At 64.8% G+C, this 22,472-nt stretch carries 17 protein-coding genes; 4 read left to right on the forward strand and 13 right to left on the reverse strand.

Annotated features, from left to right (window positions below; translation table 11 throughout):
• Nucleotides 1-13: 13 nt before the first annotated feature.
• Genes QN084_RS03580 through QN084_RS03590 form a run of 3 tightly spaced genes read right to left on the reverse strand, consistent with a single transcriptional unit; the run spans nucleotide 14 to nucleotide 7,307 of the window.
• Complete coding sequence (locus QN084_RS03580) at nucleotides 14-3,517, reverse strand: ATP-dependent helicase (protein ID WP_021471824.1); 3,504 nt, start codon at nucleotides 3,515-3,517, stop codon at nucleotides 14-16.
• On the reverse strand, nucleotides 3,514-6,894 hold the full coding sequence (locus tag QN084_RS03585; RefSeq protein ID WP_021471823.1) for an ATP-dependent helicase: 3,381 nt from the start codon (nucleotides 6,892-6,894) through the stop codon (nucleotides 3,514-3,516). The genes QN084_RS03580 and QN084_RS03585 overlap by 4 nt, the downstream gene beginning before the upstream one ends.
• A complete protein-coding gene (locus QN084_RS03590) occupies nucleotides 6,891-7,307 on the reverse strand; it encodes an MGMT family protein (RefSeq protein ID WP_031216334.1) in 417 nt (138 codons plus the stop codon). Before QN084_RS03590 ends, QN084_RS03585 begins: the two co-directional genes overlap by 4 nt.
• A gap of 64 nt (nucleotides 7,308-7,371) precedes the next feature.
• On the opposite strand from QN084_RS03590, the gene QN084_RS03595 reads away from it, so the two are divergent.
• The 4 genes from QN084_RS03595 (at nucleotide 7,372) to QN084_RS03610 (ending at nucleotide 10,868) form a co-directional block, all read left to right on the forward strand.
• Complete coding sequence (locus QN084_RS03595; protein WP_021471821.1) at nucleotides 7,372-8,082, forward strand: 3'-5' exonuclease; 711 nt, start codon at nucleotides 7,372-7,374, stop codon at nucleotides 8,080-8,082.
• 324 nt (nucleotides 8,083-8,406) lie between these two features.
• Nucleotides 8,407-9,357 carry an ABC transporter substrate-binding protein gene (locus QN084_RS03600; RefSeq protein ID WP_021471820.1) on the forward strand — a complete coding sequence of 317 codons (951 nt, stop codon included), beginning with the start codon at nucleotides 8,407-8,409 and terminating at the stop codon, nucleotides 9,355-9,357.
• Between the two features lie 12 nt (nucleotides 9,358-9,369).
• Entirely contained in the window at nucleotides 9,370-10,134 is a 765-nt protein-coding gene (locus QN084_RS03605) for an amino acid ABC transporter permease (RefSeq protein ID WP_021471819.1), read from the forward strand.
• On the forward strand, nucleotides 10,131-10,868 hold the full coding sequence (locus QN084_RS03610; RefSeq protein WP_021471818.1) for an amino acid ABC transporter ATP-binding protein: 738 nt from the start codon (nucleotides 10,131-10,133) through the stop codon (nucleotides 10,866-10,868). The genes QN084_RS03605 and QN084_RS03610 overlap by 4 nt, the downstream gene beginning before the upstream one ends.
• A gap of 164 nt (nucleotides 10,869-11,032) precedes the next feature.
• Here QN084_RS03610 and QN084_RS03615 read toward each other — a convergent pair whose 3' ends face one another.
• The 10 genes from QN084_RS03615 to hemE all read right to left on the reverse strand — a co-directional run bounded on the left by QN084_RS03615 (nucleotide 11,033) and on the right by hemE (nucleotide 22,313).
• Nucleotides 11,033-12,343 (reverse strand): glycoside hydrolase family 3 N-terminal domain-containing protein, encoded by a 1,311-nt coding sequence (locus tag QN084_RS03615; protein ID WP_139126772.1) that lies wholly within the window; start codon nucleotides 12,341-12,343, stop codon nucleotides 11,033-11,035.
• A 114-nt stretch (nucleotides 12,344-12,457) separates the two neighbouring features.
• A complete protein-coding gene (hemL, locus tag QN084_RS03620) occupies nucleotides 12,458-13,777 on the reverse strand; it encodes a glutamate-1-semialdehyde 2,1-aminomutase (RefSeq protein WP_021471815.1) in 1,320 nt (439 codons plus the stop codon).
• A gap of 44 nt (nucleotides 13,778-13,821) precedes the next feature.
• On the reverse strand, nucleotides 13,822-14,901 hold the full coding sequence (locus QN084_RS03625) for an LLM class flavin-dependent oxidoreductase (RefSeq protein WP_062097317.1): 1,080 nt from the start codon (nucleotides 14,899-14,901) through the stop codon (nucleotides 13,822-13,824).
• Entirely contained in the window at nucleotides 14,901-15,881 is a 981-nt protein-coding gene (gene hemB / locus QN084_RS03630) for a porphobilinogen synthase (RefSeq protein ID WP_069695182.1), read from the reverse strand. Before hemB ends, QN084_RS03625 begins: the two co-directional genes overlap by 1 nt.
• Nucleotides 15,878-16,756 carry a uroporphyrinogen-III synthase gene (locus QN084_RS03635; RefSeq protein ID WP_069695183.1) on the reverse strand — a complete coding sequence of 293 codons (879 nt, stop codon included), beginning with the start codon at nucleotides 16,754-16,756 and terminating at the stop codon, nucleotides 15,878-15,880. The genes hemB and QN084_RS03635 overlap by 4 nt, the downstream gene beginning before the upstream one ends.
• A complete protein-coding gene (gene hemC, locus QN084_RS03640; protein WP_069695184.1) occupies nucleotides 16,743-17,738 on the reverse strand; it encodes a hydroxymethylbilane synthase in 996 nt (331 codons plus the stop codon). The genes QN084_RS03635 and hemC overlap by 14 nt, the downstream gene beginning before the upstream one ends.
• Complete coding sequence (locus tag QN084_RS03645) at nucleotides 17,735-18,958, reverse strand: ferrochelatase (RefSeq protein ID WP_021471810.1); 1,224 nt, start codon at nucleotides 18,956-18,958, stop codon at nucleotides 17,735-17,737. The genes hemC and QN084_RS03645 overlap by 4 nt, the downstream gene beginning before the upstream one ends.
• Nucleotides 18,955-19,656: a hydrogen peroxide-dependent heme synthase gene (gene hemQ, locus QN084_RS03650; RefSeq protein ID WP_069695185.1), complete on the reverse strand. Its 702-nt coding sequence runs from the start codon at nucleotides 19,654-19,656 to the stop codon at nucleotides 18,955-18,957. The genes QN084_RS03645 and hemQ overlap by 4 nt, the downstream gene beginning before the upstream one ends.
• A gap of 72 nt (nucleotides 19,657-19,728) precedes the next feature.
• Complete coding sequence (gene hemG, locus QN084_RS03655; protein ID WP_264398839.1) at nucleotides 19,729-21,102, reverse strand: protoporphyrinogen oxidase; 1,374 nt, start codon at nucleotides 21,100-21,102, stop codon at nucleotides 19,729-19,731.
• A 95-nt stretch (nucleotides 21,103-21,197) separates the two neighbouring features.
• Nucleotides 21,198-22,313 carry a uroporphyrinogen decarboxylase gene (hemE, locus tag QN084_RS03660; RefSeq protein ID WP_031216331.1) on the reverse strand — a complete coding sequence of 372 codons (1,116 nt, stop codon included), beginning with the start codon at nucleotides 22,311-22,313 and terminating at the stop codon, nucleotides 21,198-21,200.
• Between the last annotated feature and the right edge of the window lie 159 nt (nucleotides 22,314-22,472).

A 22,472-nucleotide genomic window follows, 5' to 3' on the forward strand; every position in this document is an offset into this window, starting at 1 on the left:
CCCACCGCCACGATTATTGCCCTCTCCCGCCACCGTTGTGGAGCAGGGCCTTGGCGATGATGCCTTCAAGCTCTTCAGCCGTTCCGAGGTCATGCGGACGCACAACGGCGTCCTCAGCGACGTAATAAAAGGCAGCGCTGACATCCTCCAGCGGAACCTGCTGGAGCCTCGCCCAGGCCAGGCGGTAAACAGCCAACTGGACCGCCCGTGCCTCCAATTGCTTTCCTGAGGGGCGCCGACCCGTTTTCCAGTCAATCAAATGCCAGCGGCCGTCTGCGTCGCGGAAGACGGCATCGATCCTGCCGCGGACCACGACGTCCCCGATCTTCGTCTCCACGGGTACTTCCACGAAGGCAGGTGCCCTGTGTGCCCACTCAGACTGTTTGAACGCCTCAGCCATTTCCTTGAGCCCGTAGGCGTCGTCGATGTGGGCGTCCGCTCCCGGGGCCTCGTCGAGGTCCAACATTCCGGTGGTTCCGAAGTACTCTTCCACCCAAGCGTGGAAGGCAGTTCCCTTCCGCGCGGACATTCCCGGTTCCCGTGGCACCGGTCTGCGCAACTGTGCCAGAACTGCCGCGGGATCGGTTCCCAAGTCGACAAACAGCGAGGCCGAGATATGGCTGGGCAGATGGACGGCTTGCTCCGAAGAGTGCCGGCCATGGCGCGCGAGCAGAAGTGCAGCTTCTTCCGACCAGCGCAGGAACCGCCCGTGCGCCGCCGTGTTTTCCTGTGGCAAGGGTGGCTCTGACCCGTGATCCCCGATGAACCCGCGAACCAGTTCCGCTGCCCTGTCCATTGCCGCACGACGACCGGGGGCCAGCCGCAGGCGGTTGCCACTACGGGGATCCGACGGCCCTTCCAAGGGATCGTAAGGAAAGAGCGCTACCTCAACTGTGGTTGTCAGCGGACTCGACTGCGGCAGTGCTTCCTCGGACACTGATTCCGGGTGGATCCCCGCTGCGCCGTGGTCTGCGAGTTGGGCCAATTCCGATAAGAAGGGCGACATCTCTGCAATACCCGCCCTGGAACCGTTCCAGGCGGCGCTTGAGACCCACAGCACAAACTTTGCCCGCGTGTAGGCAACATAGGCGAGGCGCCGCTCCTCGGCCTCGCCATGGTGTTGAACGTCGGCTTTGAAGGCCTTCTCTGCGTCGAGCCATCCCTTCTGGTCAGGCTGGTCAAGATCCCACTGTGGAAGGTCCGCGTGGTCCCCCCGCAGCGGCCACGGCAGGGCGGACGAGCCACTGCTCCAGCGCGAGTCACGGTTGCTGGGGAAAGACCCGGAATTCAGGCCCGGCACGAAGACCACGTCCCACTCCAGGCCCTTGGAAGCATGGACTGTCAGCAGCTGTATCGCTTCCCGGTTCGCCTCTACGGGAGCTGCATCCAAGCCGCCTTCCTCCGAGGCCGCGGCTTCCAACCACGACAGGAAAGCCAGCAGATCGATCCGCTGCGACGTCTGCAGGAATCCTGCGGCGGCGTCCTGGAACGCGTCCAGGTTGCGCCGGGCCTGATGAATGCTGACACCCGGCTTGGCCGCTACTTCGATGTCCAGGAGCATGGCCCGTTCCACCTCACCCAAAAGCGTCGTGAGGTCGTCACCGATGTAGCTGCGCAGCACACGCAACTCCGCGGACAGCTTTGCGAGGCGGCCCAGGGCCTCCCCGCTGATGGTCCTTCCCTGCGCCGAGGTCCACCCGGCCTGAGGCAGGTAGTCCAGGGCCTCGACGAGACTGGCCGAGTCCGTGAGATCGCTTTCCACCACGACGGCCTGCGGATCCTCATGGTCATCAGGGAAGGCCGTCTGCACCCCGGGGCTTGACCGGCGACGCGCCAGGTAGCGTGACCAGTCACTGAATGCCATGAGGTCTGCCGGACCGATCCGCCAGCGTGCCCCCGCCAACAACCGCATCAATGCATCGGAGCGTCCGGGATCGGCCAGTACGCGGAGCGTAGCCACCAGGTCCACGATCTCCGGCGTATCAAGCAGGCCTCCGAGGCCCACGATCTGGTAATCGATGCCCTGGACCTCGAACTCCCGGCGCAGGCACTCCATCTGGGCTCGACGCCGGCAAAGTACGGCCATGGTGGGCCTGACCGGCGTTCCGTCTTTCTCCTCCTCAAAGATGGTTCGCTGGTACCGGCGGACATCCCTGGCCAGGGCTGCGGCCTCCTGTTCGTCCGTCTGGAAACGGCCCATGACGACAGCGCCCTCCACCGCCGCCGGGCTGGGGACCAACGGCGGCACCTGCACTCCGCCGGATCTGGTGCGGTCACCGGCCGGGCCGTCTTTGGAGGCTTCCTGATTCAACGGTGCGGCAATGGTGTTGGCAGCCGTGAGGATGTTCCGGCCGTTCCGCCACGCAGTAGTGAGGTAGGAGGTGGGCGCCGGAGCCAAGCCAGGCTCTCCGCGTGCCGGGGCTGTGAGGCGGACCGGGAACTCGTGCACGAAATGGAACAACTGCCCGGCCGAAGCTCCCCGGAACCCGTAAATGGACTGGTTGGGATCGCCCACGGCAGTCACGGCATGGCCGTCCCCGAAAAGCCGGGAGAAGAGCACCAATTGGGCGTGTGAGGTGTCCTGGAACTCGTCAAGGAGGACCACCTTGTACCGTGCCCGTTCAGTGGCCGCTGCCAACGGAATATCGCGGGCAATCCGCGCGGCCAGCGCTACGAGGTCCCCGAAGTCCAGGACGCCCCTTTGCCGTTTGGCTTCCTGGTAGCGGACCACCATATCAGCCACGCTGGCCCGCGTGCGCAGCATCGCTGCCATGTCCAAGGCGCCTTGGGTTGGATTCTTTTTGGAACCGGCAACGTAAGGCAACCGGGTCAGGACCCCGACCTTTTCCAGGATCCATTCCCGCACCGCGTCCGGCTCCCGGAGATGCTCGGCACATTCACCCGCGAGCTGGATGACGGCATTGACAAGAGTGGACTTAGCGGCCGTGAAATGCTCGAAGGTACCGTCGTAAGCCTCAACGGTCTGGCTGGCCAATTGCCACGACTGGGCGCTCCCCAGCAGGACGACGTCCCGTTCGATGCCCAGGCGCAATCCGTAATCGGACACGATGCTGCTCGCATACGAGTGGTAGGTGGATACCTTGGGCTCGAGGTCGTCGGCGTTGGCCAGGCTCTCCGGAAAGCCAAGCCGGCCATCATCTTCGGCAGCAATGCGTTGAAGCGTAGCGAGCTTGGCCCGGATCCGGCTGGCCAACTCACCGGCAGCCTTGCGGGTAAACGTAACCCCCAGAACCTCTTCAGGACGCACCCAGCCGTTGGCGACCAGCCACACCACCCGGTCCGCCATGGTGGCGGTCTTGCCGGAACCCGCGCCGGCGATGACCAGCCGGGGAGTCAGCGGGGATTCAATGATGCTTGCTTGTTCCGGAGTTGGCCTGTTCTTCTCGCCAAGGATGCCCGCAAGCTCAGAAGGCGTAAACCGGACCGGGAGCGGTTCATGGGAGCGGGGATCGGTTGCAGCAGTTGTGCCCATCCCGTCCAGAAGATCGATCGTCATTCCGTGACCTGCTTTCCTCTGGCACACAACGGGCAAACATCGGGCAGGCGGCAGCCGTGTCCGCCGAACCCGCTCTTGCCGGGATCGTGCCGGGCTTCGAATGTTGCTCCTGCCATCAAACGTGCGGCTTCGTTGACAAGGGGCCCAGCCCAATTGTCCTCTTCCTCCAGCGCATCCTGTTGTTGAATGACGGGCGTTTTGGTCTTGGTTCCCAACTGGGCGAGGGCGGCGCCCCCCGGGGCGCGGGCGGATGCAGCATCCGTGGAGGAGCCGGCGTCGACATTCGGTCCAACCACGCCGGCATCCTCAAATGCCCCTTCGAGGACGGCGACCTGGTAAGCCCCGAGCTGCGGGTGGCGGGCAACGTCCGCCTTGCCGGGCTGGCGCTTGCCGGTTTTGAGGTCCACGATCACCAATCTCCCTTCGGCATCAATTTCCAAGCGGTCCACCTGTCCGCGCAGGACTGCGTGGCGGGCGCCGTCGTCGGTTCCGGACTCGCCGTGTTCGAGGTCCGGGAGGCGGACTTCGAAATCGTGTTCCACTGCCAACAGGCTTCGGCCTTCGCTGCGCATCTCCACTACGTACTGGGCCAGCTTGCGGACCATCAGTTCAGCACGCTGGAAATCGAGCTTGCCTTCCCAGTTGTCCTTCATGCCCAAGGTGGGCCAGCGCTTGACGAGTTCGGCAACATACTCGGCTCCCGAGGCCTCCGGCAACTCCTGGGCAATGCCGTGGACCAGGGTCCCCAGGCTTCGGGCAAAGTCCGTTGCTGCTTCTCCGCCGGCGGCCTGGACAAACCAATCAAGAGGCGACTTGTGAACGGTCTCCACCTTGGACGGCGACACGCTGACCGTTCCGCCGGGCGGTACGATGGCGGCCTCCGAACTTAGGGGCGCCAACCCCCACCAGGAGTCCGGGTGGGCTCCTGGAACGGGCGGTTCGGCCATGGCGAGGCGGGCAAGCACACGCGCTGCAACGGCCGCGACATCGGGTTCTCCCGGAGCTGCCGGCTCTCCGGACTGTGCATGCTGACGGAGCTCGGCAACCAACGCACGCAGCGTCATGGGCCGGTCCACGGGGGTGTACTCCCGCTGGTACTCCCCCTGCGGCAAAGGTGCCGCATAGTCCAGGAATGAGGAGGGCTGTTCGTCCTCGGACGATACCGCCGTGCAGATCAGCACCTCGCGGGCCCGCGAAACCGCCGTGGAAAAACTACGCAGCTCGTCATAACGGATGTCCCTCAGGCGGCTCAGTGGTCCGCGCCCCAGCGCGTATTCCACGCCATGCTCTACGGCATCGGCGAACAGGGTGCTTCCCAGCAACTCACCGCGAAGCCGGGTGTTGGGCCAGACCCCTTCCTGGAGCCCGGCAACTATGACGACGGGCCACTCCCGGCCTGCCGCGCTGGCGGGCGTCATCAGTTCGACGCACTCTTCCAGTTGTGCCCGCGCCGCCAGGGTGTCCATGGGAAGTTCCTGGTTCAGCAGGTACTCCAGGAATTGCTCGGGCCCGGAGCCCGGCAGCTGGTCCACGTAGCGTTCGGCCGTATGGAACAGGGCCATCATCGCATCAAGGTCGCGGTCGGCCCGCGCACCCGCATTGCCGCCTTCGAGGGCTGCTTCCGCCCACCGTGACGCCAGTCCGGTGGCGTTCCACAGCGCCCAGAGGACCGACTCGGCATTGGCCCCGGGCTCATTCGCAGCTGCGGAGCCGGCCGCAAGCATTCGGGAAAGCCTCCGTGCAGCGCTTCCCTCGATACCCAGGGTTGCAAGGGCACCAGGCTGCAGGAGCGCTTCTACCAGGAGGGCATCGCTGGACCTGCCTCCGCCTCCCTGGAGCTCCTCGCGCCGCAGAGATTGCCGCAGCCTGCGCAGTTCAATGGCCGATGCGCCACCAATCCGCGAGGTCAGGAGGGAGACTGCGGTTTCCGGTGTGAGTTTCTCCGGATCGAGGACGACCGCGAAAGCCTCCAGCAGGGGCCGAACTGCTACCTCGTCCCGGACTGCGGAGTCGGCAACGGGAACGCGGACGGGAATTCCCTGGCCGCTCAGGTACCGCTCCAATTGGGAAATCTGGCCACCGTTGCGGACGATGACGGCGATCTCGCTGAGTTCCCGGCCCTCCCGTAGCTGCGCCAGGAGGATGCGCTGCGCTATGTAGCGCATCTCGTGGACGGAAGAGGGCAGTATGTGGCCCTCAGCCGTACCCTGCACGCCGGGGACGGAATGGCCGTTGCGCGGCTTGCCTGTTTCCGGCTGCGCTGGAACATCCGGCTGCGCTAGTACTTCCGGCTGCGCTAAAACACGGGCCAGCTGTCCGCCCGCACGTTGCGAAATCCGTGACGCCACCCTGGTCCACGCCTCGGCGACCTGCGGGGCGTGGCGATGCGTGACTGACAACGGGCGGACGAGGACATCTTCCTCCCGCCCGCCCCGCAGCAGGGATGGAAGGTCCGCCACCAAGTCCGGGCGCGCGCCTCGGAAACCCTGGACTACGGTGTCCGGCGAGTATGTGACCAGGACGTCCTTGCCCTCGGCAATGTCTGCCAACAGTTCAAAGATGGCCGGGTTTGATTCCTGCGCATCATCAACCAGGATCAATTGAAGCCGTTCCCGTTCGGCTGCCAGGAAGGCCGGCGAATCCTGGAAGATCTGGCGGGCCGTGGTAAGAATTCCGGCGGGATCGAAGGCCTCCGGCATACGCAGGTCCAGGACGTCCCTGTACTCACGGTAGAGTTCGGCCGCAGCCATCCAGTCCGGCCGCCCGCATTCCCACGCCAGCGCCACCAGGTCCTCGGCCGTGCGTCCGGATTCGATAATACGGTCGAACAATTGACGGATCTCGTGCCGGAAACCCCGGGTGGACAGAGCCGCCGACAGGTCTTCAGGCCACGGCAACTCGAAGCCCGGCGCGGTGTGGCCCTCCAACAGTTCCTTGATGATGAGGTCCTGCTCAGGTCCGGAAAGCAGTTTGGGTGGCCGCGGCAGCGGCAGGACGCCTTCTGCCTTGGCACGCCGGATGACATCGAAAGCGTACGACGCCCAGGTGCGTGCCGGCGTCGTACTCAAGCTCCTGTCCAACCGCCCTGTGAAGGTGTCCCGCAAAGCAGCTGCGGCGTGGCGGCCCGGAGCAAGGATAAGGATATTCTCCGGATCCACTCCGCCCCCGGTGACGCGGCGTACGGCCGATTCAACCAGGACAGTGGACTTGCCCGTGCCCGGCCCGCCAGGGATCAGAACCGGGCCGCTGCCCTGCCCAAGGGTCACGACTGCTTCCTGGTCCGGCGACAACACGGGTGCCGCGTAATGCGTTTCCTTCGGAGGGAGCAGGCGCAGCGCGGCCGGGGCTTGGCGTTTCTTGGCGGCAGTTACGGTCACACAGTCATTTCATCATCGGGCACTGACAAAATATGGAGCTGACGCTCCAACTGGTCGGAGATCACATCCAGTTGGTCAAATTCCTCGTCCGAAGGTGCCCAACGGGCAGACACCAGGTCCACCCTCCAGCGCCCCTCCCCCGTTCGCAGGAAAGCGTCATACGCACCGTGGAGCGGCGTCTCTTCCTGGAGGTAGTGCCGCAATGCTTCGGCTTCATGCCCGGGCGGCGCTTCGCCGCTGGCACGGAGGACGCGCCACCAAGGAACAGCGCTGCCATAGTGGCTCATCACGGAGCCGACCTGCCTCGGTCCGCCGGAGCCAAGGAGCTCCGCAACGTCGCCATAGGACACCGCGGCGCCCGACGGGATGAGGTCAACAACGGCGAGCACCGCAGTTACATACTCCATCCGCATGTGATCAGCGTAGCTGCAGAGTGTCGCTCCCAATAGTGTCGGTGCCGGCCGGTAGCTTGAAACCATGAGTTCCTGGAATACCCTTCCCCGTGCTGCCTTCGACCTCGAGACCACCGGAAAGAATTCCCGCTCCGCCCGGATAGTCACGGCGTCAATCACGGTTGTGGACTCCCGCGGCGAGTTGGTCCAGGAACATGAATGGCTCGCTGACCCCGGTGTTGAGATTCCCCTGGAAGCAAGCGAGGTCCACGGCGTCACCACAGCCAAGGCCCGGGCCGAAGGCCGTCCGGCGGCTGACGTGACGCGCGAGGTCGCAGGCGTCCTCCAGGGTCTTTTCGATGACGGCACGCCCGTCATCGCTTTCAACGCCAGTTACGACTTTACGGTGCTTGCGGCAGAGTCGGCCAGGCACGGCGTGCCGCAGCTCACCCGTTTCCCTGTCCTGGACCCCTACATTATGAACAAGCAGGTGGACCGGTACCGCAAGGGAAAGCGGACGCTGACAGCCCTTTGCGAAGAGTACGGTGTCCTTCTGGACAACGCCCACACTTCTGCTGCGGATGCGCTGGCCACCCTTCGCGTCTTGGACGCCATGGCGGGAAAGTTTCCCAAGTTGCACATGCCTGCATCCCAGTTGCATCATTTGCAGGTGGACTGGGCAGCTTCCCAGGCTGCCGACTTCCAGGAATACCTCCGCCGGAGCAAGCCTGCTGCAGTCATCGAAGGCCAGTGGCCGGTGCTCCCTCCGGAGGATGCCAGCCGCGGAGGTTTCTGACCTCCACCCTGCCGGCCTGCGACGGAGTGCGATGCAACTCACAGGAATTCAGGGAACTCCTTTGTGGGCCATGATGCGCCCACTGATTTCCCAAGCCCTGCTACCGACGGAACGCTAGAGGGCTGGGTATGCCCCACGCCCTCCGATAATTCGGCATTTGAAGGCCACATCGGTCACCTGTTCGATTCAAAAGGCCTCCGGGCGTTGGTGACATAATTAAGTTTGGCGGGTCGAAGTCTGCTAGGACAGCCGGAAACCTAGTGCTGTTACGTTCCCCGCCCACCACAAACGTCTGACGTGACCTTCGATGAAAGTGATTTCTTGATGAAATTCAAAGCGCCCAAGTGGCTCGCTGCTGCTCCCGTTGCAGCAGCCCTGGTGATCTCCCTCGCGGCCTGCGGCGGAGGAACCTCAGAGTCGAGCAGCTCAGCGACGGATGCACTCGCGGGCAGCGACCAGCAGACGCTGGACAAATACACCACCGCGGATGTCACTCCGATCGACCAGATCGATAAGTCGAAGCTTGGCCTCATCACCGAAGGTACCCTCCGCGTCGGCACGCTCAGCGACGCTCCGCCGAACATCTTCATCGATGGCTCCGGCAAATTCACCGGCTATGACAATGAGCTCCTGCGCGCGGTCGGCGACAAGCTGGGCCTGAAGGTCGAGTTCGCTTCCACCGACTTCTCCGCACTCCTGTCGCAGGTAGCGAACAAGCAGTTCGACGTCGGATCCTCCTCGATCTCCACCACGGACGCCCGCCGCAAGACGGTCGGCTTCACCAATGGCTACGACTTCGGCTACATGGCGGTCGTGACCAAGAATGACGCCAAGGTCACCGGGTTCGCCGACCTCAAGGAAGGCGTCCGGATCGGCGTCGTCCAGGGCACCGTGCAGGATGACTACGTCACCAACACCCTCAAGCTTGAGCCCGTCCGTTTCCCTGACTACAACACTGTCTACGGCAACGTGAAGAACGGCCAGATCGATGCTTGGGTTGCCCCCTCGCAGCAGGCCACCGGCCAGGTAAAGGAAGGCGACAACACCAAGATCGCCGAAAAGGTTGTCAACACCCAGAACTTCACCGCGTACGCCGTGAACAAGGACAACCAGCCCCTCATCGACGCGCTGAACGCCGGCCTGGACGCTGTCATCGCTGACGGCACGTGGACCAAGCTCACTGCCGAATGGTACGAGGACCGTCCGACGGCGGCCGAGCAGACCCCGCAGGGCTGGAAGCCGGGCAGCAAGGCCGTCCAGATTCCCGCCAAGTAACCCGGGGGTTCCATGGATATCCTCAAGCAACTCGCAGACACCTTCCTTGACTGGGAGGCGATGGGCGAAGTCATTCCCAAGATGTTCGCCGTAGGCCTGCCGAATACCCTCGTTTTGGCAATCATCTCGGGGATCATCGGGACGGTGCTGGGCATGGCCCTTGCACTGATGGGGATTTCCCGGAACCCTGTGGCCCGGTGGATTGCCCGTGTGTACACGGACATCCTCCGCGGCCTGCCCCCGGTGCTGACCATCCTGGTGATCGGGTTCGGCTTCGGACCCATCATCCGGGAACTGACCGGCTCCACCAGCCCGTACCCCATGGCAATCGCTGCGTTGTCCTTGATGTCCGGCGCCTACATCGGTGAAATTTTCCGATCGGGCATCCAGAGCGTTGACAAGGGCCAGCTGGAAGCCTCCCGCGCCCTTGGCTTTGGCTACGGCGCTTCCATGCGGCTCGTGGTGGTACCCCAAGGTATCCGCCGCGTGCTTCCGGCGCTGGTGAACCAGTTCATTGCACTGATCAAGGAATCCTCGCTGGTGTTCCTCTTGGGTCTTCTGGCCTCGGAACGCGAAATCTTCCAGATCGGCAAGGACGCAGCGGCGAACACAGGAAACCTGTCGCCATACGTCGCTGCGGCCGTGTTCTACCTCGCGTTGACCATTCCGCTGACGCACTTCGTGAACTGGATCGACGCCAGGATGCGCTCAGGACGCCCTGAGAAGAAAGAACCGGACGATGCCGCGGCAGTCGTCGGAAAGGGAGCCCAGGCATGAGCGAGTTCACTTCGGGGTCATTGACGGCCAAGAACATTCACCTTTCCTTCGGCAGCAACCATGTCCTGAGGGGCATCGACCTGCACGTTCCGCAGGGCACCACGGCATCCGTGATCGGTCCTTCCGGTTCCGGCAAGTCCACCCTCCTCAGAGTCATGAACCGGCTCATCGAACCCGACCAGGGGGACATCCTCCTGGACGGCAAGTCGGTACTGAAGGACAACCCGGATGAGCTCCGGCGCCGCATCGGCATGGTGTTCCAGCAGTTCAACCTGTTCCCGCACAAGACAGTTGCGGAGAACGTGACGCTGGCCCTGCGCAAGCTGCGCGGCATGTCCAAGGACCAGGCCCGCGAGGAGGCCCTTGCCCAACTCGATCTGGTGGGACTGAAGCACAAAGCGGACGTCCGGCCGGCCAATCTCTCCGGTGGACAGCAGCAGCGCGTGGCTATTGCCCGCGCACTGGCCATGAAGCCGGAAGTCATGTTCTTCGACGAAGCAACATCGGCTTTGGACCCGGAGCTCGTCAAGGGCGTCCTGGCCCTGATGACGGACTTGGCCAAAGGCGGCATGACCATGGTTGTGGTCACGCACGAGATGGGTTTCTCAAGGAACGTCTCGGACACGGTGACCTTCATGGACGCCGGTGTGGTGGTGGAGTCCGGTCCTCCGGAGGAACTGTTCACCAGCCCCCGCACCGAACGGCTGCAAGGATTCCTTTCGGACGTCCTCTAAGGCACGTTCCCTCACGGCCGCCATCCCGGGCCGCCGCTGAGTGAAAAGCCCCGTTTTGTTCCGCTAACCAGCGGAGCAAAACGGGGCTTTCCTCTTGGGTCCTGGTCTCCGTGGATCCCCTGGCTTCCACGAAGACCGGGATGGGCCTTTAAGACGCGCCCGCTCTAAAGGGCTGACGCGGCTTTGACCCGCAAAATCGTCAGGACTGCATCGTCGATCTTCCGCATGAAGGCAGGATCCGACTGCGCCTTGTCGACGACGGCCTGGTGCATGGCAGGGATCCGGGAAGGGTCCGCGCAGACCATCATGGTTCCCCCGGCCCCGAAGAAGTTCAGCGCCCGGTCAGCACTCCCCCAGGGTTCCAGTTGGGCGGCACTGCACAGGTCATCTGAGACAATGATCCCGTCGAATGCCAGGTCCTCGCGGAGCATTGACGTGATCACGGGCGAGAACGGAGCAATGGTGGCGGGGTCAATCTTGTCGTAGTACGCGTTGGAGAGCATGACCCAGCGGGTTCCATTCCTGATAGCCGCACGGAAAGGCGCCAAGGCGGGATCGGTCCGGGTTGTTTCCTTATCCCGCACGTCCTTGCTGACGTCCGTGTTGGGCACTACCCTCCCCAAGCCCGGGAAATGCTTCACCACCGGTGCCACGCCTGCGTCGGCCATGCCCAAGGCGAAGGCGTTACCCAGTTCGGACACCGTTCCGGGTGAATAGCCGTACTGACGCTGGAACCGTCCGATAGGGCCGTTGGACGGTGCGAACTCCGGGCTGGCAACGGTGTCCAGAACCGGCGCGAGGTTCACGTTGACACCTGCGCTCCGCAGTTCCTTACCCCACACGGCTGCCTCGGAACGTAACCGGGTTCCGCCCAGCCCGGCCTGTGCTGTTGCCGCAGGAATGGTTGTGAATCCGGGACCGGAAAGGACCTGCACGTTGCCGCCCTCTTGGTCCGTCCCGACGAACAGCGGAAGGTTCCCGGTGGTGCCCGGGCTGACGGTTCCGGTCAGGGAGGCCACGACCTTGGCCGTTGCCTCGGAGCCTGCTTTGCTGCGGCCGCTCAGATAGACATTTCCTGTGTGGTAGGTAGTCAGGGCCGTCATGGTGCCCGGATCCGCGCCCGTTGCCTTGGCCGCGACCATGAACAACTGGCCAACCCGCTGATCCAGGCTGAGCCGGGACAATTGTTGGGACGCAGTATCAGCAGGTGCGGCCGAAGTAGGCGGCGCAGCGCTCAAGCTGGGCCCCGCGTCCCTTGAGGCTGAGGCGGTGCCAGGACTTTGCGTCGCGGCCGGCGGGGAGGACGCCGACGGCGGAGCGGGGCTTGAGTGCGGGGCTGTCGGGGTGGCGGACCCGGGAGCTCCGCTGTTGGAGCACCCGGTTGCCAGAACTGCGGTGAGACCAAGAGCCATGACGGTCTTGCTGACAGCCGTGACGGACTTGCTGGGGAAGGCAAAGGACGTGGTGGTGCGCATGGTAAACCGTGGATTCGTTGGGGTTGGGTTCCCTACGACACTACCCCCGTTAAGCAAACAGCGCCCCATCAGCATCATGGAAGCCGATGGGGCGCCGGTGGTTGGCGCCGGCCCTCAGGCGGTTGCTCCGGCGGCGGCCTTGGCTGCTGCCGGCAGTGCGTCGTAGATCCGGTTCAAGGCAGCGTCGTCGTGGGCTGCGGAGAGGAACCATGCTTCGTAGACGGACGGCGGAAGGTAGACGCCGGAGTCCAGCATGGAGTGGAAGAACGGGGCGTACCGGAATGCTTCCTGGGCCTGGGCGTCCTGATAGTTGTGCACACCGTTGGCTGACGTGCCAAAGGCCACCGAGAACAGGTTTCCGGCGCGCTGGATGGAGTGGTCCACGCCCTCGGCGTCCAAGGCGGACGACAGGGCAGCGGAGAGTTCCAAGGACCGGGCATCGACGTGCGCGTAGACCTCCTGCGTGGCGTGCGTCAGGGTGGCGACACCTGCGGCCATGGCAACGGGATTCCCGGACAGCGTTCCCGCCTGGTACACCGGTCCCACCGGGGCCAGGTAGTCCATGACGTCGGCACGGCCGCCGAGGGCCGCCGTCGGCATTCCACCGCCAATCACCTTTCCGAAAGTCAGCAGGTCCGGAGCCCAGCCTTCCTGCTGGCCGGTCAAACCCCAGTAGCCGGCGTAGCCCGTACGGAATCCGGTCAGCACCTCGTCAAGGATGAGCAGTGCGCCGTGTTCCTTGGTGATCCGGGAGAGGCCTGCGTTGAAGCCCTCTCCCGGGGTGACAACGCCCATGTTGGCCGGCGCTGCTTCCGTGATGACCGCAGCGATGTCCTTGCCGTGGGCGGCGAAAGCCTCTTCCACGGCGGCCAGATCGTTGTAGGGCAAGACCATGGTTTCGGCGGCCGCCGCTGCCGTCACTCCGGCGGAGCCCGGAAGTGCAAGGGTGGCAACGCCCGAACCTGCGGACGCAAGCAAACCGTCGAGGTGGCCGTGGTAGCAGCCGGCGAACTTGATGATGAGGTTCCGGCCGGTGAAGCCGCGGGCGAGCCGGACTGCTGTCATCGTGGCTTCCGTGCCCGTGGAAACCATCCGGATCCGTTCCACGGCGGAAACGCGCTCTTTAACCAGTGCGGCAAGGTTGGCTTCGTCCGGAGTGGACGCGCCGAAAGAGAGGCCCCGGTCAACTGCCGCGTGGACAGCCTCGAGGACGGCGGGGTGGGCGTGGCCCAGGAGGGCCGGGCCCCAGGAGCAGACGAGGTCCACGTAATCGCGGCCGTCAGCATCGGTGAGGTAGGCACCCTTGGCGGAGACCATGAACTTCGGTGTACCGCCCACTGAACCGAACGCACGAACAGGCGAATTGACACCACCGGGCATCAGGGATTGGGCCCGATCGAACAGTTGGTCGGACACAGGGGTGTTTGAGGTCATGGTTCCTATTCTTCCAGTGATTCCAGCGCCGCTATGACGCTTGCTTAGGCCTGTTCGGCGAGGAGCTCCGCCACGCGCGGGGCCACCTCGGTGCCGTAGAGCTCGATGCAACGCATCATGGACCCGTGCGGCAGCGTTCCGTTGCTGTATTTGAGATCGAAGCGGTCAACCCCGAGGTTCCGTTTGAGGAGGGCTATCTTCCGGGCTACTGTCTCGGGTGAGCCCACGTAGAGGGCACCTTGCAGACCGCACATGGCCTCGAACTCGCCGCGGTTACCCGGACCCCAGCCGCGCTCGGATCCTATCCGGTTGCGCTGCTCCAACCAATGCGGAAAGAGTTCTTCGCGCGCGGCTTCATCAGTTTCGGCGATGTAGCCCGGTGAGTGCGTGGCGATCTGGCGCATGGGGTGCCCGTACTTCCCCATCGCCTCCCGGTAGAGATTGACCAGGGGCGCGAATCGTCGGGGCTCTCCCCCGATGATGGCGAAAATAATGGGGTATCCGTACTCCGCACACCGCAGCACGGATTCCGGTGTCCCGCCTACGCCGATCCAGGCGGGCAACAGGTGGTGCTGGAGCCGAGGGTAAACCTGCAGCCCGTTGACGTTGGGCCTTGTCCGGCCTTCCCAGTGAACGGGCTTCTGGGCCCGGACCTTGTGGAACAGGTCCAGTTTCTCCTCGAACAACACCTCGTAGTCAGCCAGGTCCAGGCCGAAAAGGGGGAAGGATTCCACAAAGGATCCCCTGCCCAGCATCACCTCGGCACGCCCGTTGGACAACGCATCAACGGTAGCGAAGCGCTGGAAAACCCTGATGGGGTCATCGGAGCTCAGGACCGTCACCGCAGTTCCCAGCCGGATCCGTGAGGTCACGGCGGCAGCGGCGCCGAGGAACACTTCGGGCGCGGATACCGCAAAATCGCGGCGGTGGTGCTCCCCGACACCAAAGGCGTGGATTCCGACGGCGTCCGCCAGTTTTGCTTCTTCCAGCAAGTCGCGCAGGACTTGCGCGTGTTCCTTGGGGTTCCCGTCGGCATCCAGCCCCGCGTCTCCGAAAGTATTGAGGCCGAGCAGGATCTCCCCGGGACCCACAGGGGCCGTGGGATCGGACGATACAGGGGTCATCAGGACTCCTTAAGCCAGCCTGCGAGTTCGGAGGCCCAGTAGGTGAGGATGGTATCGGCACCTGCCCGTTTGATACCCAGGACGGACTCCGTGATGGCACCCCGACGATCGATCCAACCGTTCGCGGCAGCCGCTTCGATCATGGCGTATTCGCCCGAGATTTGGTAGGCGGAGACCGGGACCGGACTCATCGCCGCGACGTCGGCCAGGATGTCGAGGTAGCTCATGGCGGGCTTGACCATGACCATGTCAGCCCCCTCTTCGAGGTCCAGTTCCACTTCCAGGATCGCTTCGCGGCGGTTGGCAGCGTCCATCTGGTAGGTCCGGCGGTCGCCCTGCAACTGGGAATCCACGGCTTCACGGAACGGGCCGTAAAAAGCCGAAGCGTATTTTGCGGCGTAGGCCAGCACGGCCGTGTTCTTGTGCCCGGATTCCTCCAAGGCCTGGCGGATGACGGCAATCTGGCCATCCATCATGCCCGAGGGCCCCAGCACGTGCGCACCCGCCTCGGCTTGGGCCACGGCCATCTGGCCGTAGATTTCCAGGGTGGCGTCGTTGTCGACGTAACCATTGGAGTCCAGGACTCCGCAGTGCCCGTGGTCGGTGAATTCGTCGAGGCAGACGTCTCCCATGATCACGAGGTGATCACCCACTTCTGCTTTGACATCGCGGATGGCCTTGTTCAGGACGCCCTCGGGGTCCAAAGACGCGGTCCCCCGGGCATCGCGAACCTCGGGAACTCCGAACAGCATGATGCCGCCAACGCCCAGTTCCACAGCCTCCGCAGCCGCACGCTTGAGCGTGTCCGTGGTGTGCTGGACGACGCCGGGCATGGAAGTGATGGGGCTTGGCTCCGTCAGGCCCTCGCGAATGAAAGCGGGCAGGATCAGGTCTGCGGGCGCCAGGCGGTTCTCTGCGGTGAGGCGTCGCATGGCCGGTGTCGTGCGCAGGCGGCGTGGACGGTGGTTCGGAAAGCTCATCTTGTGTTCCCTTCATTGGCGAATACGGATTCCAAGGCGGTCGCGATGCCGTCCGGGGTAGGTTCCTGGGCTGTGGCCGCAACTGTCAGGCCGAGCCGCGCTGCTTCCGCGGCGGTGGGGCGTCCAATGGCCACAAGGCGGCACTTTCCCAGCGGCAGGAGGTTGCCGGCGATGCGCTTTGCGCCGCTGGGTGAGGCGGCCACAACGGCGTCGAGCGTGCCGTGGTCGAGCGCGGCGCGTACATCCTGGACGGTCACTTCACGGCCGGCTTCCTGGCCGGAGGCCACGACGGCGGGCGGCAGTTCACCGGCAAGGCGCCGTTCCGGCCGGGCCGGGTAGTCGACCGTGTGATAGGCAATGACAACGGATACGGTCGCACCTTTTGCCCGCAGCCCCTCGGCCAAGGTGCGAGCGGCGATGTCCGCCTGGGGCAGGAACGCACGGTCCCCGCCAGCGGCCCACAGAGACACCAGGCCTTCGGCGGACTGCTGGCCTACCGGGGCCAGGTCCACGGCGATTCCCAGTGCCTCAAGGACGCTCCGGGATGAAGTACCGACAGCGGCAACCCGGGTAGTCCCGGGTACCAATTGGCGGGGCTGGATTCCCCGTTCGGCGGCCTTTTCAATCAGTACGCGGATGGTTGTGACGCTGCTGATGACCAGCCAATCGAAGGAGCCGCCCTGGAGTTCATCCAAAGCGGCGTCCATCGGCCCCTGGTCCTCGACCCGCTCAAAGTCGATGAGCGGGAGCACCAAGGCTTCCGCTCCCTTGCCGTGCAGAATGGCAGCAAGGGGCCGGGCCCTGTCCGCGCTCCTGGTGATCAGGATGCGGCGGCCCTGCAGGGCGTGGAAGTCCGGCTGGTCAGGAAGCGGCAAGGTCCGCGATCTCCGCGGCGCCGGCGGCGAGCAACTGCTCTGCCACTTCGATGCCGAGCAGGGTGGCTCCAACTTCCGTCAGCCCGTCCGTGGCCTTCTTTTCCCTGACTGTCCGGGTCCCATCCACGGCGCACACCACTGCTTCAAGGTGCAGCATGCTGCCTTTCCGGAACGCGTAGGCACCCACGGGGGCTGCGCAGCCTGCCTCGAGCCTGGCCAGCACAGCACGCTCTGCAGTCACCGCAAGCCGGGTGTCGTCGTCGTTGAGTGCGCTTAGGGCCTGGGCAAGCACTCCTTCTCCCCCACCGGTCTGGTCCCGTTGCGGCGCATCGGATGTCCGGCATTCGATGGCAAGCGCTCCTTGCCCGGGAGCGGGGAGCATCACTGACGTTTCGAAGTATTCGGTGACGGTGTCCAGCCGGCCCATGCGCTCAAGGCCGGCGGCGGCCAGGACTACGGCGTCGAGGTCGTTGGACTTGCCTTCCACGACGTCGTCCGTAGCGTTGCCGGGCAGCCCCGGGACGCGGCCAAGGCGGGTATCGACGTTTCCGCGGATATCCAGGACCTCGATGTCGGGACGGGCGGCACGCAATTGAGCCGCGCGGCGCGGGGAGCCCGTGCCGATCTTCGCCCCGCCCGGCAGTTCGGCAAGGGTCAGGCCGTTGCGGGCACACAACACATCCCGGACGTCCACGCGCTTGGGCGTTGCCGCGATGGTCAGACCGGGTTCGGCGCCTGTCGGCAGGTCCTTCAAGGAGTGCACGGCGACGTCGCAGGTTTCTGCCAGCAAGGAATCACGGAGCGCTGCTACGAACACGCCCGTGCCGCCCATCTGGGACAGCGAACCCGTCCGGACATCACCTTCGGTCCTGATGTGGACCAGTTCCACGGGAAAGCCCCCGACGGCGGCCAACCGGTCCGCCGTCTGCTGGGTCTGGGTGAGGGCCAGTTTGCTGGCCCTGGTCCCGATGCGGACGCTCACTTGCTGCCCTCCGGCACCGGGTAGGGGTCATGTCCGCTACCGACAGTGGCGCCTTTCTCGGCTATCACGGGCTTGGCACCCCTGAAGTTCTCGCAGCAGTTCGGGCGGCATACGTCGTACCACGGGCCGAGGTCCGTCACGTGCGGCCGCTCGGAGATGTTGTTCTCCACGGTGCGTTCGCAGATCAGGTCCACCAGGCCGGAGACAAATGCCGCGTGGGTGCCGGGGGTCGGGACCCGGGTAGCCTCGATTCCGAGGTTTCCGCACGTCTCCAGCGCCTCGGTGTCGAGGTCCCAGGCGACCTCCATATGGTCGCTCACGAATCCAAGCGGCACGATCACCACACCGCGGACGCCCTCGGGCGCGATCGCTTCAAGGTGGTCATTGATGTCCGGTTCCAACCACGGAATGTGCGGCGCTCCGGAACGCGACTGGTACACGAGGTCCCAGGCAACGTCCGGTGCCACCTGGTCCATGATGGCCTTGGCGTTGGCGAGGTGCTGGGCTGCGTAGGCGGAACCTTCGGCAAATTCGCGGGGTTCGTCCACGGACCGGCCTGCAGCCTCGGCGTCCCGGGTAGGGATGGAGTGGGTTGCGAACAGGACACGGATCTTGGAGTCCGGGTCCGTTTCGCCTGCGGCAACGAGCTTCCCGCGGATCTCTTCCAGTCCGGCCGCGGTTCCTTCCAGGAACGGCTGCACTACGCCGGGGTGGTCGAAGTATTGGCGGATCTTGTCCACTTCCAGCTTGCCGTCCAAACCCGTTTCCGTCAGCGCGATGCCGATGTCCTCGCGGTATTGGCGGCAGCTGGAGTAACAGGAGTAGATGCTGGTGGTGAGCATCAGGATGCGGCGGTGGCCGGCGTCGTAGGCGTCCTGCAAAACCGGCGCGATGTACGGGTCCCAGTTACGGTTGCCCCACAGCACAGGCAACTCGATGCCGCGGCGGGCGAGCTCACCCTCAATGGCGGCTTTGAGCTCACGGTTCTGCTGGTTAATGGGGCTGATACCGCCAAAGGCGCGGTAGTGGTGCGATACCTCTTCAAGGCGTTCGTCAGGGATGCCCCGGCCCCTGGTCACATTCCGAAGGAACGGGATGACGTCTTCCTGGCCTTCCGGACCACCGAAGGAGGCCAGCAGCACGGCGTCGTAATTCTTCGGCTCCAGCCTGCCGCGCTCGGTCACCTGGTTCGGTTCAGTGGAGATGGGGAAAGTGCTCATGCAAGGACCTTTGCAATCTCAGCGGCGGTGACCCGGCGCCCGGTGTAGAACGGAATTTCTTCACGAACATGGTTGCGGGCCTCGGTGGCGCGCAGGTGGCGCATCAGGTCCACGAGGTCCACGAGCTCAGGTGCCTCGAGGCCGAGGATCCACTCCCAGTCACCCAAGGCAAAGGATGACACGGTGTTGGAAATGACCTGGGGGAAGTCCCGGCCCAGGAGGCCGTGGTCCCGCAGCATCTTGCCGCGCTCTTCAGCCGGCAGGATGTACCACTCGTAGGAGCGGACGAACGGGTAGACGCAGAGCCAGGTGCTGGGCTCGACGCCACGGGCATAGGCAGGCACGTGGTTCTTGGCGAACTCGGCTTCGCGGTGGACGCCCATGGCCGACCAAACTATTTCCGTTCCTGCGAAGAGCTTGCTCCGGCGGATGGCGCGGACAGCGGACTGCAGGTCTTCGGGCTTGGAGCCATGCAACCACACCATGATGTCAGCGTCGGCACGCATGGCGGACACGTCATAGCACCCCCGCACCGTCACGCCGTCGGCAGCCAGTTTCCCGGTCAGGGCTTCAAATTCCTGGGCAGCTTCGCCGCTGCGCAAGACGTCGGCAGAGCGCTTGAAAACGGTCCACAGCGTAAAAAACTGTTCTTCGTTTTCGGCAGTTTTAGTGACAGATTCGGCGGAAGTGTGGCTCATGGTTCAAGTTTGCCCCGTGCTGGCCCCTAAGTCGAAACGGATCAGTTCTACAAGACGTAGAAGTGACGCAAATCACATACTGGCGGCGTCGTGGGCCAGCTTCTTCGCTTGGGTCCGGGTGTCGGCAACCACGGCAGCAAGGCCGTTCCCGCCCAGCCATCCCCCCACGACAGCCAGGCCCTCCACGGCCCCGCAGACCCGGCGAACCTCGGCCACGCGCTGTTTGTGACCCACGGCGGCAAACGGCAGGGCACCTTCCCATCGCACGACGTCCCAGTCCACGACGTCCGCACGGGTGATGGGAACCGTGAGGAGGTTCGAGGCGTCTTCCACTGCAGCCGAAAGCAGGGACTGGTCGTCCATGACCGATGCAGCCTGCCCGTCAGAGCCATCCACGCCGACCAGCCGTCCGTAGGAAAGGCGGACCACGTGGGTGCCGGGACCGGCTTCCCCGGCAAGCCAATCCCACTTGGAAGTGGCGTGCGTCAGGGCCTTGGCCCTGATTCCCGGAGTTTGGGGGGCAACGAGGATTCCGGTACCGCGCGGCCGGCTGTCCAATTCGGGAAGATCCACCACCAGCGTCACCAGGCTGACCAGAGGGCCTGCTTCCGGGCGGAGTCCAGCCAGCGCCGGCACCGAGTCCGCAAGCAGTCCGACGGCGGCCGGGCCGTCGAGCGCAACCACCAGCCGCCCGGCGTCGTACGTGGAATCACCAGCCGAAACCTGCCAACCGGTTCCGGCCTTGCGTATGCCGTCCACCCGCTGGTGGGTCAGCAACACTACCCCGCGGTCCTGCAGGTCCTTGACCAGGGCTCCGATCAAGGTGTGCATGCCGCCCTTCAGCCCCGCGACGGCGGAGCCGGCTTTGGCAGGCGCGGACCCCGCACCGCGCGCAGCCTTTCGTTGTGCTGCGACGGCAGCGGCAAGCGAGCCGTTGGCGAGGACGCCATCGCGAAGCCCGGGCGCCACCATGTCAACGTCCAACAGGGCCGGGTCGGCCGAATGGACGCCGCCCACCACGGGCTCCACCAGGCGCTCAAGGACCCGCTTGCCCATTCTCGTCCGGACCAATTGGGAAACGCTCGTCAGCTCGGCAGAGGTGCCGAGCCCGGCCGGCAGGATCCGGTCCATGGATGCGCGCAGGGCACCAAGGAAGCCCAGCGAGCGCCGGACCTCGGGGTCCCACGGGTTGGCCGGGATGCCCAGGATTCCGGTTTTCGGAAGTTCCCTGGCGCCCTCGGGCAATTGCACCCATGCTCCCCCGGGCCGCGGTGCGACGATCTGCCCGCCGATTCCCAGCTCCCGGACCAGGTCGGCAACAGCGGAAGAGCGGGTAGCGAATGACTCAGCCCCACTGTCAAGGGACAGACCTGCCACGACGTGGCTTCCCACACAGCCACCCCAGGACTCCGAAGCCTCGAGAACCGTCACGGCGATGCCCGCCATCGCCAGTTCGCGGGCGGCCACCAGGCCTGAGACGCCGCCGCCTACAACCACCGCCGTGGGGCTTTGGGGCGCGGCACCTCGCGAGCGCACGACGACTACTCCGAGGGGATGGAGTGGATGAGTTCAACAACCCGGGTCAACACGGTGGGATCCGTCTCGGGCGGAACACCATGGCCGAGGTTCACTACATGTCCGGGTGCCGCGGAACCGGCTGCGATGACTTCCCGGACATGGGCCTCCAACACCTCCCAGGGAGCAGAAAGGAGCGCGGGGTCGATGTTGCCCTGCAACGGCACGCTTCCGCCCAACCGGCGGTTGGCCTCGTCCAGCGGCAGGCGGTAGTCGACGCCGACGACATCCACGCCGACATCCCGCATGGCCACCAGGAGCTCGGAGGTGCCGGTACCGAAATGCACCAACGGCGCACCCAGTCCGCGAACGTGGCTGAGGGCCCGCGAGGATGCCGGCGCCACGAACCTGGTGTAATCAGCCAGGCCGAGGGAACCCGCCCAGGAATCGAAGAGCTGGCCGGCCGACGCGCCGGCTTCCAACTGAGCCTGCAGGAAAAGGCCCGAGGCGTCGGCAGCCCAGTTGGCCAACGCCGTCCAGGTTTCAGGGTCTGCGTGCATCATGGTCCGGGGGCCCAGATGGTCCCGGGAAGGACGGCCTTCCACCATGTAGGCAGCCAGGGTGAAGGGCGCGCCGGCAAAGCCGATGAGCGGGGTCTTGCCAAGCTCTGCCACCGTGAGGCGGACGGCTTCGCGGATGGGCTCCAGCGCTTCCCAGGTCAACTCGGGCAGCGCGGCTACGTCGTCGGCAGTCCGTACCGGCTTGTCCAACACCGGCCCGACACCGGGAACGATGTCCACCCCGACGCCGGCGAGCTTGAGGGGAATGACGATGTCGGAGAAGAAGATACCGGCGTCTACATCATGGCGACGCACAGGCTGCAGCGTGATCTCTGCGGCGAGTTCAGGACGCAGGCATGAATCGAGCATGGCAACGCCCTCACGCACCTTGAGGTACTCGGGCAGGGAACGGCCGGCCTGACGCATGAACCAGACGGGCCTGCGCGAAGGCGTACCGCCGCGGTAGGCGGTGATCAGCGGCGAGTCCGCAGTGCGGCCATCATTGAGGGGGTGGCCCGGCCCAAGCTTGCCTGCCGGGGCATTGATGGCCGTATTGTTGGAGGGTGCCGCGCTAGAAGTCATGCCTTCGATTGTGCCGAAAATCCGGTGCAAAAGATAACGACAGGCTGTCACGTTCCACCCGCCGCCATACCCATGTGGCAGGGATCACTCCAGCTGGTGGTCATTGCCACGGCGGCACGTTGTTCTACCGCGCTACGAAAAAGCTATGATTGGTTTGCT

The organism is Paenarthrobacter sp. R1 (assembly GCF_030264015.1).
GTDB lineage: Bacteria > Actinomycetota > Actinomycetes > Actinomycetales > Micrococcaceae > Arthrobacter > Arthrobacter ureafaciens.

Excerpts from the sequence above, each read along its gene's own strand:
- QN084_RS03580 (WP_021471824.1), bottom strand. The coding sequence starts at position 3,517 with ATGACGATCGATCTTCTGGACGGGATGGGCACAACTGCTGCAACCGAT.
- QN084_RS03590 (WP_031216334.1), bottom strand. The coding sequence starts at position 7,307 with ATGCGGATGGAGTATGTAACTGCGGTGCTCGCCGTTGTTGACCTCATC.
- QN084_RS03595 (WP_021471821.1), top strand. The coding sequence starts at position 7,372 with ATGAGTTCCTGGAATACCCTTCCCCGTGCTGCCTTCGACCTCGAGACC.
- QN084_RS03600 (WP_021471820.1), top strand. The coding sequence starts at position 8,407 with ATGAAATTCAAAGCGCCCAAGTGGCTCGCTGCTGCTCCCGTTGCAGCA.
- QN084_RS03605 (WP_021471819.1), top strand. The coding sequence starts at position 9,370 with ATGGATATCCTCAAGCAACTCGCAGACACCTTCCTTGACTGGGAGGCG.
- QN084_RS03610 (WP_021471818.1), top strand. The coding sequence starts at position 10,131 with ATGAGCGAGTTCACTTCGGGGTCATTGACGGCCAAGAACATTCACCTT.
- QN084_RS03615 (WP_139126772.1), bottom strand. The coding sequence starts at position 12,343 with ATGCGCACCACCACGTCCTTTGCCTTCCCCAGCAAGTCCGTCACGGCT.
- hemL (WP_021471815.1), bottom strand. The coding sequence starts at position 13,777 with ATGACCTCAAACACCCCTGTGTCCGACCAACTGTTCGATCGGGCCCAA.
- QN084_RS03625 (WP_062097317.1), bottom strand. The coding sequence starts at position 14,901 with ATGACCCCTGTATCGTCCGATCCCACGGCCCCTGTGGGTCCCGGGGAG.
- hemB (WP_069695182.1), bottom strand. The coding sequence starts at position 15,881 with ATGAGCTTTCCGAACCACCGTCCACGCCGCCTGCGCACGACACCGGCC.
- QN084_RS03645 (WP_021471810.1), bottom strand. The coding sequence starts at position 18,958 with ATGAGCACTTTCCCCATCTCCACTGAACCGAACCAGGTGACCGAGCGC.
- hemQ (WP_069695185.1), bottom strand. The coding sequence starts at position 19,656 with ATGAGCCACACTTCCGCCGAATCTGTCACTAAAACTGCCGAAAACGAA.
- hemG (WP_264398839.1), bottom strand. The coding sequence starts at position 21,102 with ATGGCGGGCATCGCCGTGACGGTTCTCGAGGCTTCGGAGTCCTGGGGT.
- hemE (WP_031216331.1), bottom strand. The coding sequence starts at position 22,313 with ATGACTTCTAGCGCGGCACCCTCCAACAATACGGCCATCAATGCCCCG.